14 protein-coding genes are annotated in these 12,428 nt (G+C 64.2%); all 14 read right to left on the reverse strand.

From position 1 onward, the window contains the following. Positions 1–6: 6 nt before the first annotated feature. The 14 genes from Q5694_RS08925 to Q5694_RS08990 all read right to left on the reverse strand — a co-directional run bounded on the left by Q5694_RS08925 (position 7) and on the right by Q5694_RS08990 (position 12,422). Complete coding sequence (locus Q5694_RS08925) at positions 7–846, reverse strand: peptidoglycan-binding protein (protein WP_333931970.1); 840 nt, start codon at positions 844–846, stop codon at positions 7–9. 79 nt (positions 847–925) lie between these two features. After that, entirely contained in the window at positions 926–2,269 is a 1,344-nt protein-coding gene (locus tag Q5694_RS08930; protein ID WP_333931971.1) for a hypothetical protein, read from the reverse strand. A 28-nt stretch (positions 2,270–2,297) separates the two neighbouring features. Beyond that, complete coding sequence (locus tag Q5694_RS08935) at positions 2,298–2,591, reverse strand: hypothetical protein (protein WP_333931973.1); 294 nt, start codon at positions 2,589–2,591, stop codon at positions 2,298–2,300. After that, on the reverse strand, positions 2,582–3,172 hold the full coding sequence (locus tag Q5694_RS08940; RefSeq protein ID WP_333931974.1) for a hypothetical protein: 591 nt from the start codon (positions 3,170–3,172) through the stop codon (positions 2,582–2,584). The genes Q5694_RS08935 and Q5694_RS08940 overlap by 10 nt, the downstream gene beginning before the upstream one ends. Before the next feature lie 19 nt (positions 3,173–3,191). Next, on the reverse strand, positions 3,192–4,283 hold the full coding sequence (locus Q5694_RS08945) for a hypothetical protein (protein ID WP_333931975.1): 1,092 nt from the start codon (positions 4,281–4,283) through the stop codon (positions 3,192–3,194). Positions 4,284–4,321: 38 nt separating this feature from the next. Further along, positions 4,322–5,314 (reverse strand): hypothetical protein, encoded by a 993-nt coding sequence (locus Q5694_RS08950; RefSeq protein WP_333931976.1) that lies wholly within the window; start codon positions 5,312–5,314, stop codon positions 4,322–4,324. Between the two features lies 1 nt (position 5,315). Then, entirely contained in the window at positions 5,316–6,182 is an 867-nt protein-coding gene (locus tag Q5694_RS08955) for a hypothetical protein (RefSeq protein WP_333931977.1), read from the reverse strand. A gap of 46 nt (positions 6,183–6,228) precedes the next feature. Next, positions 6,229–8,415 carry a phage tail tape measure protein gene (locus Q5694_RS08960; protein ID WP_333931978.1) on the reverse strand — a complete coding sequence of 729 codons (2,187 nt, stop codon included), beginning with the start codon at positions 8,413–8,415 and terminating at the stop codon, positions 6,229–6,231. A gap of 209 nt (positions 8,416–8,624) precedes the next feature. Beyond that, the gene (locus Q5694_RS08965) at positions 8,625–8,906 is read right to left on the reverse strand and encodes a hypothetical protein (protein ID WP_333931979.1); all 282 of its coding nucleotides are present in this window, start codon (positions 8,904–8,906) and stop codon (positions 8,625–8,627) included. Position 8,907: 1 nt separating this feature from the next. After that, positions 8,908–9,339 carry a hypothetical protein gene (locus Q5694_RS08970; RefSeq protein ID WP_333931980.1) on the reverse strand — a complete coding sequence of 144 codons (432 nt, stop codon included), beginning with the start codon at positions 9,337–9,339 and terminating at the stop codon, positions 8,908–8,910. Beyond that, positions 9,339–10,322, reverse strand: a complete 984-nt coding sequence (locus Q5694_RS08975; RefSeq protein WP_333931981.1) for a phage tail tube protein — start codon at positions 10,320–10,322, stop codon at positions 9,339–9,341. Before Q5694_RS08975 ends, Q5694_RS08970 begins: the two co-directional genes overlap by 1 nt. Before the next feature lie 14 nt (positions 10,323–10,336). After that, positions 10,337–10,774, reverse strand: coding sequence for a hypothetical protein (locus Q5694_RS08980; protein WP_333931982.1), 438 nt, complete (start codon positions 10,772–10,774; stop codon positions 10,337–10,339). Positions 10,775–10,784: 10 nt separating this feature from the next. Continuing rightward, entirely contained in the window at positions 10,785–11,153 is a 369-nt protein-coding gene (locus Q5694_RS08985) for a hypothetical protein (protein ID WP_333931983.1), read from the reverse strand. Between the two features lie 84 nt (positions 11,154–11,237). Continuing rightward, positions 11,238–12,422, reverse strand: a complete 1,185-nt coding sequence (locus tag Q5694_RS08990; RefSeq protein WP_333931984.1) for a phage major capsid protein — start codon at positions 12,420–12,422, stop codon at positions 11,238–11,240. Positions 12,423–12,428 lie beyond the last annotated feature (6 nt).

Here is a 12,428-nt window from a genome sequence, read left to right on the forward strand (position 1 = left end):
GCAGAGTTAGCTAACCTTCGGCACCTTCAGCGCGTCCCACGTGGACTTGCCCGGCCACCCGTCAGCGTCGGAGCCGGTGAAGTTCCGCTTGCGCTGCCACTTTGCGTAGCTAGCACGGTCGGCGTCCGTCCACTGCGGACCAGGGCCGTCCTTGTAGGCGGAGCACCCCTCAGCCACGAGCCGCTTACCCATGGCCGTGATGACCGGCGACTTCGGCTCACGCTTGAAGAACGCGGCGCCGGGGAACGGCTCGTACTTCGGCTTCACGGGAGCGGACGGCTTCGGCTCAGCGGGCTTGCCGGGCGCTGCCACCTTGCCCGTCTTCGCGTGCTTGTACCCGTACTTCGGGGCGTCCGGGTCAGCAGACACGCCCCCCGCTATGTCCGGGTAGCCGTAGCCGTACACGTACGCGTCACGACGACGCCGCGTCTTCAGGTACACACCGTCGCCCTCAGCCCCGCCGGAAGCGTTCGTGTTCCCCTCAACGGTCGTGATCGTGTCGGCGTCATACGCCACCACAAGACCCGTGTGAGTACCGCCACCGTGGCCGAAGAACACCTGCGCCCCCACGGCCGGGTACTCGCTGAAGCGGCCCTTGTTCTTGAACCACGACACGCCCACGGCACACGAAGCCGTCTTCGGAAACAGCGCCTTCATACCGGCCTGATCGGCGCACCATGCAACGAACGCAGCACACCAGGGGTAGCCGTAGCCGTCGCGCGGGTAACCCGGGATCTTGCCCAGCCAGCGATTGTACTTCGAGTCGTTGACCCAGTGGCCACCCGCCCGCGACTCGTGCGTACCGACTTCCGCCTTCGCGACGGCGACAAGCTTTGCGATGCTCACTCGTGCTCCATTCTGTGCAACACAAAGCCCCCCAGTCGGATTACTGAGGGGCTCAGCCTGCTCACGTGAGTAGGCTGGGTTAGGCAGCGGCAATGGTCGTGACGGTGCCGTTGGAGCCGCGCCACTTCAGCGCGCCACCTTCCGCGTACAGCACTCCTCCGCCCGTGATCGTGGCAGCGTTCGGCACGGTGGTTGCGTTGGCGATGCCTAGCACGCCGGATCCGCCACCGAAGGTCACTGAGGTGGAACCAACCTGAAGGCCCGTACCGGCCGCGTATAGCGTCTCCAGCGTCACGAACTGGGCAAGCGGCGTGATGCGCGTGCGAACGGCTCCGTCAGTGCTCCGCTGCCACTCTGTCAGGTTCGCGCCCGTCGTTCCCGCAGCGCGCACAATCAGGGCAGGCACGGCCGTATCCGGCATGCGAAGGTCAACCATCGCCGTAGGGTTGTAGCCGATGGCTGCACCCATGGACAGGCGTCCGTTACCGGCAAGCTTGAAGTCCTCGAAGCCCTTCCGGTTCCGGACGGTGATCAGGTTGCCGGTCGTGCCCGACTCGCCGTCGAGACGTTCGACCGTGGAGTTGATGAAGATTCCCTGCGCGGCCGTACCGGCGCCCACAAGGTCGATACTTAGCGCCGCCGCACCCGCGTCGTTCTCCGTGCCCGGCTTCGCGTGCGTGACCTTGATAGTGCCCGTGTTCGTTTCCTTGCCGCTGATCTGAACAGCGGAGAAACCAGGGTTGTCCGACACCGCGTTGAGCGCGCTACCCGTGCCGCTCGTCGCTGCCATCCATGCCGTGACAGCGTGCCCGTTCGCCGTGACAGTGGACTTGGCCGTGAAGCCGTGCTGAGCCGTGTCCACCCGCAGCGTGCCCGTGATGGTCCCGCCGGTCAGTGCGAGCGCCCCCACGTCGGCAGCGTTCAACGTCACGGACGACGTTGTCTTGCCGTTCACGGACGTGATGGAACCGGGATCGCCCTTAGCGCCCTTCAGGGACGCGACCCACTCAGACTCGGTGCCAACGAAGCCTTCCTTGACGGCAATCTCGTACGCACTCGCGCCCATGACCGGCACGTAATTCGGCGTGGTCGGGTCCGTCGGGGCGACGTCAGCAAGGTCAACGCTGCCGCCGGGCGTGTCCTGGGGAAGCAGCATGGCGTACGTGCGGGTTCCGGTGACGCCGGTCAGCGACTCCTTCACCGTGTACGCCCAGCCGGTCGGATTCATGTTGGGTGAATCCGTCGCCGGAAGGAGAACGCCCAGGTTCCCCGCCGGGTCGATAAGTCGCCCCTGTTCGTCCAGCGTGCACACGACGGCGCCCGCGATGAACAGATCAGCTTCCGGGAAAGTCAGAAGCGGGGGACCGTTGAACGTGACCGAACCCTTCAGCGGTCGCTTGTCCGGACCCAGGTACGTCGCCATAACGCGCACCGTGGGAATCAGGTCGGGATTACTCATCTCCGCCCCCAATCAGCAAATCAATGTGCGCGCGAAGCTCACGATTCTCGGCGCGGAGAAGCGCCACTTCACCCCGAAGCTTTTCGTTCTCGGCGCGGAGAGCGCGCACTTCGTCGACGAGCGTTTTAACGTCTTCGGCCAACCGGTCGCCGCGCGCCGTCTGGGCTTCAGCCTCCTCGCGCCACGCATCACGAGCACCGGTCTTCACCTGTCGGTAGACCAGCATCAAGAACAGGCAGACGCCGCCCGCAATTTCGGCGGCGCCCACCATGTCGGTCAGACCCATGTCACCGGCCCCCCGTCCGTCGGCGTAAGCCCGCCACCGATGCGCGGGTTTCCGTCCCGAGCCTCTTCTTCGTACGTGTCCGCCGGGACACCCGTGATCAGCAGCGGGTTTCCCATGCCGACGGTTAGCGACTGTCCGCCGAAGTCGGCGCGCTTGTTCACGCGGTACTCGACGGCGAAGCCCTTCCACTCGTTCGTGTCGTCGAAGCTGACCGGCTGAGGGTGCTGCCACGCCCACGTGATCGTGCGCGTATTGCCAGGCGTGGACGCGTCGTCAGCGGCCGTCAGGGTGATTTCGCGCGTCTTCGCGCCGCTGATCATGTCCCGAAGCCACACGGTCACCGACACGTCAAGCGCTGCCGTAGTGCCCTGCGGAATGTGGAAGGGAATGAGCATGATCAGCGTCGGCATGTTCAGGCCGGTCGAATTGATGACGCCCAGCGTGTGAGCCGTCGGACCCGGCGTGCCCTCAAGCGACGGAGACTGAAACGAGCCGTACGGCAAGCGCTCATTCACGCTGCCCAGCTTCGGCTTACGCTCCAGCGCAGCAACCCGCCGCTTCAGCTCTTGCAGCTCAGCCACCAGGGAAGGCGGCCGGGCGTTAGCTTGAATCGTCACTGAGAAAGACCTCTTTGCTTGCGAGTGCCAGAGAAATGGATTCGGTGCCGTTCTCGTTCACGTTCACGTGGCGCTCGGTAAGCACGTAATCGTCACTCAGCCGCACGTAACCCGCGCTGGCCTTCACGTAGCCGACGGCACCCGGCATGAATTGAGAAGGCCGGAACAAGCCCGGATAAACGGTCAGCGTAGGAATGGCGATGGGCGCCCTCCCGGCCGCTGCCATCGCAGACGCTTTCGGCTGAAGCTCCGCCGTCCCCTTCACGTCAGAGAACGTCGTCACCTGATGCAAGGTCGGCGTGTCAAGCGCGTTGTCCCTCGTGGCTATCGGCTTCGACCCTTTGCCGTCGTCAGCACCAAAAGCCCATGCCCGGGTCGCTAGCTTCGTGCCGTCGTAGGAGACCTGCGTAACGTCGGCGTTGCTGCGGTGCGTCAGCGTGGGGAACGAGCGCGACAGGCGGGGGCGCGTGCGGATCCGGTTCGCGATACGAGTGCGCGCCGAATTGCGCCACACAGTCTCGTACCAAAAGTCAAACCCGCTGCCTTCTTCGGCAAGCTCCGCAATGCCTTCCGCCATGTTCTTGAATTCGGAGAACGACCAATCCCGCTTCCGGAAAAAGCCCCGTTCCGTCAGCATCGACGTGTCAGTGTCGATACCGCCCGTGCTCGTCAGTTCGTACCAATCGCGCAGCATTTCGGAGCGCTCTTTACGCGCCGTATAGCCGCGCCACTTTCCCAGCGTGACATTCCCCGGCCGGGGGACCCACCGCACCAGAAAGCGCCGGTCGTAATAGCTGTGCCACCCGGACGCGTTCAGCGTCAGCGTCCCGGCAGCAAGGTCAGCGGTAGCGCCCCACAAAAGCCCGCCCCACACGGGTTCGCCGTCGGCCGTCGGAACGAGTGCGCTCCGGCCCACAAGCAGCGTTGAAGGGTCGGCGGCGTCCAGGGGAATGGTCACGGTGGCCGACCCGGCGCCGTTAAGTGCCTCACTGTAGGAAAGGCCCGTGAACGGCAACGACGCTTCAACGTCGCCCGTACGGGCCTCAACCTGAAGGACTTCGTATTTCGTCGACATGAGTAAACCCCCTACCCTCTATGAAGGGAGTCGGGGACTCACGTGTTCGCCGGACTCTTCGAAAGCTGGGCGTTCACGTACAGGGCGGAGATCGTGCCCCCGCCGTCCGCTCCCATTTCCAGCCCGCCCGACGTCGTGTACGCAAGCCGCGCCGCGTTGATGCCCGACGCCGAACTGTACGACTGACCCACCACCGTGTACGTGTGCGCCGTCGGCCGGGAAATGGTCGACGGAACCGACCCGATGGACGACACAAGCCCGTTCGGAGTGAAGCCGGGGGAGAAGTCCACCCGCCCGGAGATCTCCCACGCAGCGGACGACTCCCGTGCCCACAGCTCACCCGACGTCGTGACGTTTGTCGAACCAACCGTGAAGTTCAACAGCGACACGGCAGCCCACGGCCCGTAGTCGGTCGTGTACCAACTCTGGTTAGCCCGCCGTACCCATCGCTGATTCGTGCCGTAGTCGTACAGCGTGAAGCCCGTAGGAAAGCCCGACGCCGACGGCAGAACGCCCGCCCAGTCGATAGCCGCGAAACCGTCGCACAGCGCCGCCTGATCCGCGTACTGCCCCGTAGTGCGGACCGGCGTCAGCGTCCACGTGGCAGACGACTTCGGCACGTCCAGCACCAGCAGCGCAACGGCGTTATCCGGCCGTGCGGGCGCCACGGGGGCAGCGGCAGGAGTGCCTTCGAGAAGCTCAATGGAAAGGCCGTTCGCGCCCTCAACGGCCGTCGTCGTGAGCCGGGCAATGATCAGGTCCTTACGCGGGTTCAGGTTAGAAGCCGCCGGGACGTTCAGCGTCACGCCACTAGACCACGCCCACGTGGCGCCGCCGGTAGCGCTGCCCACGAGCACGCTGCCCGCAGCAACAGCAACCGTACGAGCCACCGTGTCCGACGTGCCGCGAAACTCCTCCGCCGTACGGAACAGATGACGGAAGGTGCCGCGCGACTGAAGAAGCGCCTGCCACGTGGCAAGCTCCGACGCGCCGTACCCCACGCCGTCCTGAAACCATGCAAGGGACGCCATATCAAACCCACCTATCCGACCATGTAAGAGTTGCCGTCGCTGCCGTGTACTCGTCCCGACTCCGCAGACGAAGCCGATGCTCACCCGGCGCAAACTCCGGCCACGACGAGCCAACCGAAATCCGGCCGCTCATATCCGTACCGGCCGCATTCGTAACCGTCTCCGCAGCGCAATCCACCAGCAACGTGCCGTCGTAATCGACACCGAAGAACAGCCCCGTGACGTCGTCGATAAGCACGGGGGAAGCCGCATTCTCAATGATGATGAACGGGCGCGCAGCGAAAGATCCGTACTGCGTGAAACGCGTAACCGGGTCAACCGGCTGGGCGCCCTGCGTGCTGATATTCCACGGCACCACAGCGGGCGGCACGAAGCCGTTCGGGGAAACCGTGCGCCGATAGCTCCGCGCCGTGATCGTGCGGGGCGAGTCCGCATAGATGTACGGCTGAGTAGCGAACAGCTCAATGACCATGTTGCACGTCAGGTACGCAAAGTTCAGATCCAGCGGAGCACTCCGCCGACGAACCCGGGCGTTCACGTACCCGGCGCGGTCGCCCGCTACGCCAGGAAACAGGAACCGAAACGGGCGCTCATCCTGACCCGGCATGAAAGCCGCCTGAAGGGCGTTCAGCGCCGCCGTGAACTCTTCCCGCGTACTGCCGTAGATCTCCAGCGTCAGCGTGACCGTGCGGCCGTTCAGGTAGTCGTCACCCGGCCATAGCCCGTCCCGCTGCACCAGGACCAGATCCGAAGAACGGACTTCCGGCAGCGACAGAAGGCCATCGACGCCGACGATTGAAATGGCGGAGTCCGGCAGACCCATAACAAGTCCGCCGTACTCGCACGTCCAGTCGCTCAACTCCGCCACTTCAACACCCCTCCCAGCCTACTCACGTGAGTAGGTTGAAACGTCGTCATCCGCTAGTCCGCAGCGCCCACGCCACTTCGCGGCCGATCTGCCACGGGTCCGCGTTCGTCTGCACGTTAACCACCACTCCGGCGTTACCGCTGAGTCGGTGATTCGGCACGACCGTTGAGCCGTTCGGCAAAATGACTTCCTCCGGTCCACGCTCGCCAACGCGCACACGGCCCGACGCCGGACCACCCATGGCGCGAATCTTCGGAATCGGATTAGCGGGAAGATCAATGCTGAGCTTGCCCCAACCCAGCTTGTTCGGAATGGCGAAGTTCAGCAGATCAATGACGCCGTTGATCGCACCCTTCGCTGCCCCCGCCACCGAAGCCGACAGTGACGACGCGAAACCGCCCAGCCGCGAAAGCCCCGACTTGATTCCGTCGATGACGTTGCCGCCGATGTTCCGGCCCGCCTGCACCAGCCGCACCGCAGCGGACGCAAGCCGGGAAGGCAGGCTGCGAACGAAGTTCACAACAGCGTCCAGCGCGTCACTCGCGAACTTCCGCACGTTGTTGAACGTGCTCCGCGTGGCCGACCAGATCTTGTCCCAATGCCTGATCAGGATGCCCGGCCCGGAAAAGTTCAGGAACAGGTCTCGGAGCCACCCGAAGATCTTCTGAACCCAGCCCCACAGCCACCCGAACACCTTCTGCGTGTACTTCCACACGGTGTCCCAGTTGGCGACAATGACGACCACGAGCCCCACAATGGCAGCGATCAGCAGACCAATCGGGCCCATGGCGATAAGCCACGCCCCAGCCATGCGCGCCGCGTTAGCCACTGCCTGAGCGCCCATGAGCACCCATTGGCCGACAATGACGGCACCCGCCCACACGGCACGAGCGGCGGCAGCGATCCACCCGCCGATGGTCGCCCACGACGACGCAACCTGAGTCGCTGCCGAAGTGGTGGACGCCGTTGCCGTGGTCACCCAACCGGCCACGACGCCCGCCGCAGTAACGCCCTGTTGGTACAGCCACGCCACGAGCGCCGGAAGTATCAGCGTCATGATCAGCCCGCCGACCACGCCGAATATCGTGCTGTGCTGAGACACGAAACCGGCAGCCGTAGCGAAGGCCGCGCCCACGGCCCCAAGCTTCCCAATCAGGAACTCGACGGCCGGGATAACCGTGCCGCCCAGGAAATCCGTAAACTCCGACTGAAGAGCGCGCGTGAATTGCTTGACGTTCGTTGCGGCATTGTCGTGCATTGTGTCGCCCGCCTTTTTGGCGGCGCCGTCCACCTTGCCCAGCGCATCAACGGCCGACTTCGGGTCCAACGCAAGAAGGGCATCCTGCATATCCTCTGCCTGCGTACCGAAAAGCTTCACGGCAATGGCGCTGCGCTCGACTGGATCCTTCACCTTACGAAGCCCGTCAAGCGTCTGTTCCAAAGCCTTCGCGGCCTTCGGTCCGCCCTCAGCGACGGCCGCCGTCATTTCCTTACCGGAAAGGCCAATCTGCTTGTACGCGGCGTCAACGTCGTCTCCGCCCGCTCGGACGATAAGACCGAATTCCTTCAGCGAGTCGGCCACGATATCGGCGTCCCGCGCGCCGCCCTGAAGACCCTGGGAGAGCAGACCCATTGCCGTCTTACCGTTCAGGCCCAGCGAACGGAACTGAGTGCCGTACTCATTGAACGTGTCCAACAGGTCTTCCGACTTGTTGGCCCCAAGCTGGGCGCCGCGCACCAGAATGTCGAAGGCTTCGTTGGCGTTAGCGGCAAGGCCGGTCTTGAGCATCTGACCAACGGCGGCAGACGTAGGCCCGACTTCGTCGCCCAGGACCGTAGCTACGTCCATTGCGCGCTTCGAAATGTTGGCCATCTCGTCAGCCGTCGCGTCCGCAGGCACGAGCCCCTGTTGCCAAAGCCCCTTCAGTGCTTCATTGGCATCAGCCACGGACTCTCCGTAACCCGCCGAATAGACCGCTCCGGCCGCTTCCCCCAGCTTCTTAGCCTCAGCGGGAGACGCGCCCAACTGAGCCGCGAGAAGGTCACTACTGACTTCCTTCTCCAGCGCCGAAGCAATGCCCATACCGATGCCGACGGCGATAGCGCCACCCGCAGCAAGGGCAAGCCCCTTCGCCGTCTCACCGAACGCGCTGACTTCTTCCGACGCTTCGTCAAGCGTCTGTGACAACTGGTCAGCGTCGCCCATGATCGTGACCTGAATAGGCTGAGCCACGGCGCCCCCTTACGTCATGACCGGCGTGCGCCGTTCGCCACCCTGGGCGCTTCCGCCCCTTCCACGGGACGCGCGACGAAGTTCCTTCTTCTCCGCCTCAACGTCCTCAGCCATCTGTTCAACCAGCGCGTTGAAGTCGCGAAGCTCCATGCTGCGCACGTCCGACCACGTCAACCCCTTGAAGTGACCGATCAGACGCGCGCACGCAATCACGCGCTGGCTTCGGTAGGGTCCGGCTTTCCCTTGCCCTTCAGGTTCAGCTTCAGCCGACCGACGTCTTCCGGCGTAATCTCCGGGTACTTGCGCTTCATGACCACGTACGCCATAGCCCGCAGCATGGGTGCGCGCCGGGAACCGGGCTTGTTCAGCATGTCAAGCGGCTGACCCGTGATCTCCTCAATGGCGTCAATCTCGTCGATGCTCAGAGAATCAAGCTTCAGGTCAAGAGTCAGGTTCTCGGGAAGGGTGAACTCAGACTTCTTCGCGGGCATATCAACTCTCCAAGTATTGGGCGACGACAGCGCGAATACGGCGCTCGTACGTCTCAGCCACCACAGCGGACTTACGCGCCATGGCACGGAAAAGGAACCGGTTCGGCTTGATGTTTCGGCGCTTGAAGCCGAAGTGAATTGCTGCGGCATATGGCACGCGCGCAGCGGAACCGGCCTTGATGACAGCGCCCTTCGCGGACGCCGTGACCTTGATGGACTTGTCCAGCTTGCCGGGACGGTACTTCTTCGACGACTTTGAGTCGCGATGCCCGTCCGGGCTTTCTAGCTTCGCCTGCGGAACAAGGACTTCACCCGATGCCTTATTGGCGGCACGGACAGCCTTGTTCAGTTCCTTGTTCCGCAGGGTGCGAACGTTCCGCTGAAACTCCCGAAGTCCCTCAACGCGAACCGTGTAAGCGGACCGCTGAGCCACTACGGACCGGCAACCGTGCCCGGCTCAACGTACGTGAGCTTGATGGCTGCCTTGCCGTCGCCCGGGTCAAGCACTCGGAACGGCAGGTTGTGAACGGTGACTTCGTCAGTGGCCGCTTCAGGAGACTCGCCGGTGAACTGAATAGCCGGGCACTCAACGGTGAGCGACGTCCCGGGAAGCAGCCCGCCGAACGTGAGCTTCAGCGCGCAGATTTCACCGGCAACGAACGCGTCGTACAGCCCCAGCGAAGCGGCGCTGAACTCGCCCTCAAGCGTGCCTTCGTACGTGGGCACGGCATTGCGAACCGGCTTCTTCTTCAGCGCGTTCGACCGCAGGAAGCGCCGGTCCGTCTTCATGCCCAGTTCGCCGGTCAGCTCAACAGACGTTGCGTCGAACGCCACGGCCACGTCATCCCGCTTCAGCTCGATGGCCGTGCGGGTCCAGTCGTACGGGTACGCGGCAGCGGGGTACGTGGGCGCCACGATCTGAGCCGGGTTCGTCGTGTGCGTCACGTCCTGGAAGTCGAACGAAACGCTGAGCTTCACCGCTTCTTCAACCTCAGCCGTCAGGCTCCATTCGGTGGCCACGCAGCCCAGGTGCTTATACGCGACCTTCGTGCCGTCGGTGCCCGGCCGGACCATCTGCGCTGAGAAGCTCGGAGCCTGCGTGACGTCCGACGTCTCAAGCACGGTGGTCTTCACGCCGCCGGTGTCGGTGACCGTGGTCTTGTCGAAAGCAGCGCTCAGAAGCGAACCGGCTCCGGCGTCGAGAAGGTCTACTTCAAGCTCACCTTCCCCGCCCATGTTGACGATGTTTCGCCGGTCGGCACGCGCTGTCTGCATGCCCGCGCGGAAGCCGACAGACTCAATGAACTCGCGCGTGGTCTTCCATGAGTCGGCCTGTCCCTCGTACCCCTCAACGACGGCCGACAGGGACCCGTACGAATCCTCACGGCCAATGCCAATGCTTGCGTCCAGCGCCATGCGTGCGCCCCCTCCTATTGGTAGACGCGCCCACGAACACGGACGCGAAGTGTCAGCGCCGCGTAAGCGCCGTCTGTTGTCTCAGTGGATTCGACGCTTGCCGACTCCGGCCGAACGTCGAGCAACCCCGGCACGGAAGTCAGGTTGGCGTTCAGTGCCGCGCAGGCAACCCGCACGCTGTCCCGAATTTCGTACACGGCGCGTTCGGCGTCGACAGGGTTGCCGGGCGTCGTCACAACGGCGTGAGCCTCTACGTAGCCGGTCACGTTCGTCGGCTTCGCCCCGGCACGCATAGCCACGGGCGCAAGTTCATCGTCCGTCGTCGCCCCCAGCCAAACCGACTTGCGCCGGGCCGTGTCGCCCGTCTCAGCGAAGGTGCACTGCACGCCCGCAGGAACAGCCGCCTTCAGGGCACCGAAGAGCGCCACCTTCGTATCAAAGATCAGTGCCACGCCCCGCCCCCTACATGAAGATGAACGGCAGGCGGGCGCGATACAGATTCAGCTTCGCGTTCACTTCAGGCAGCGACGTCGGGCGCCAGTTGCCCCCGGCCTGCGCAAGCTGAATTGACCCGAATTCCGACTGGAGCTGAAGTGCCCTATCGGGAATGCGCGATACGCCGTCAAGGACGTACTGCCGCGCCAAAGTGCGGACGCACCACCGAATGGTTTCCGGCGTGGGATTCTCCGCCGTCTCCCACTTCTGCCCGCAGTAGACCTCAACGGTTTCAACAGCGAAGTCGATAGCCTCAGACAGAAGGGTGTCGGGAAACAGCGAAGAGTCTTCAAGCCCGTCCAGCGCGCGAAGCTCATCAATCGTTGCGTATGCCACGCTGCGCCCCCTTTCAGGAGCCCAGGGCGGGGCACCCCAACCTACTCACGTGAGTAGTCTGAGACGCCCCGCCGCTGGGAAGGATCAGGCTCCGGCGCCGACCGTCAGCACCTTCGCGCCACGAGCATCGACAAGCAGCCCGTCCGCACGCTGAAGGAACCGGTAGACGATCTGATCCGTCGAGAACTTGGCGTCCACCGAACGGTCAACGCGGAGCGAACCGGCGAAGCGGACCCGGTACTTCGACAGGTCTGCGAACAGAACCTTGTCGGCGGGCATGCCGTCGTCCGTCTCAACGACCTTGCCGTTGAACGTGGACGGGGCGCCGACCGTAAGGCCCGACTGCCAAAGGTACTGGCCGTTCGCGTCCTTGAGCTTGCGCATCTGTGCGGCGCGAAGGTCGTTTACGACGTACTTCGCGTTAGCGCGGTAAGCCGACGGAACCTCGTGGAACAGGTCAATCAGCGCGTCCGAAACGGAGCTGTCCTCTGCCGTAGCGGTGAACGTAGCCGTGGCCGGAGAAGCGTCGGTCAGGATGCCGCGCGGCTGACCCGTACCCGTACCCGTGATGAAGTGGCGACCCATGGCGTCACCGATGGCCGGACCCGCGTCGCTGACCAGGAAGCCGACAAGGTCAAGCACCTGATCCGTGGCGAACTCGTACGACACGACCGAAGCGAAGCCGTACTTGAACCCGCCCATGCTCCGCTGCGTGGTCGAAGGGTACGACTCCGGAACCGGCGCCGTCTCGCCAACGATGGACGCCGAAGAGCGACCCGTGATGACGGTGAAGTCCAGCGGGTTGGCGTCGGACGTCGTGAAGGTCGTAGCGCCGCCGCGCATGATGGCCGAACGCTCAACGGCCTGCGCAATGAGCTGACCGTAAAGGGTGCGGGACAGGACGTTCGGGTTACCGGCCTTCGTGCCGTCGCGCTTCTCGGGGGCGAACTCGAAGGAACGAGCCTCGCCCAGGTTGCCCGCCCGAAGTACGGCTTCGTCGTCCGCGTCGGCCGACCGCTGCGAACCCGTGCCGGAGCCGGAACCCTGAAGGCCGGACAGCAGAGACGTAACGGCGTCGGTAGCCTTGATGGCCTCAATGCCACGCTTGATCCGGCCGTCGTAGTCGGCCACGGCCGTGAGAAGGCGCTCTTCCTTCTCGCGCGCCTCAGCCGTCATCTCCCTACCGGCGAACTCCTCGGTAAGGGTGCGAAGCTCAGCGGTCGCACGCTCGCGCGCCTCAAAGTTCGCGCTAAGGGTAGTGGCGTCCATGTGGAC

Source organism: Streptomyces sp. AHA2 (genome assembly GCF_036857595.1).
GTDB lineage: Bacteria > Actinomycetota > Actinomycetes > Streptomycetales > Streptomycetaceae > Streptomyces.

Coding starts and splice junctions, on each gene's coding strand:
- Q5694_RS08930 (WP_333931971.1), bottom strand. CDS start 2,269: ATGGCGACGTACCTGGGTCCGGACAAGCGACCGCTGAAGGGTTCGGTC.
- Q5694_RS08935 (WP_333931973.1), bottom strand. CDS start 2,591: ATGGGTCTGACCGACATGGTGGGCGCCGCCGAAATTGCGGGCGGCGTC.
- Q5694_RS08945 (WP_333931975.1), bottom strand. CDS start 4,283: ATGTCGACGAAATACGAAGTCCTTCAGGTTGAGGCCCGTACGGGCGAC.
- Q5694_RS08950 (WP_333931976.1), bottom strand. CDS start 5,314: ATGGCGTCCCTTGCATGGTTTCAGGACGGCGTGGGGTACGGCGCGTCG.
- Q5694_RS08965 (WP_333931979.1), bottom strand. CDS start 8,906: ATGCCCGCGAAGAAGTCTGAGTTCACCCTTCCCGAGAACCTGACTCTT.
- Q5694_RS08975 (WP_333931981.1), bottom strand. CDS start 10,322: ATGGCGCTGGACGCAAGCATTGGCATTGGCCGTGAGGATTCGTACGGG.
- Q5694_RS08990 (WP_333931984.1), bottom strand. CDS start 12,422: ATGGACGCCACTACCCTTAGCGCGAACTTTGAGGCGCGCGAGCGTGCG.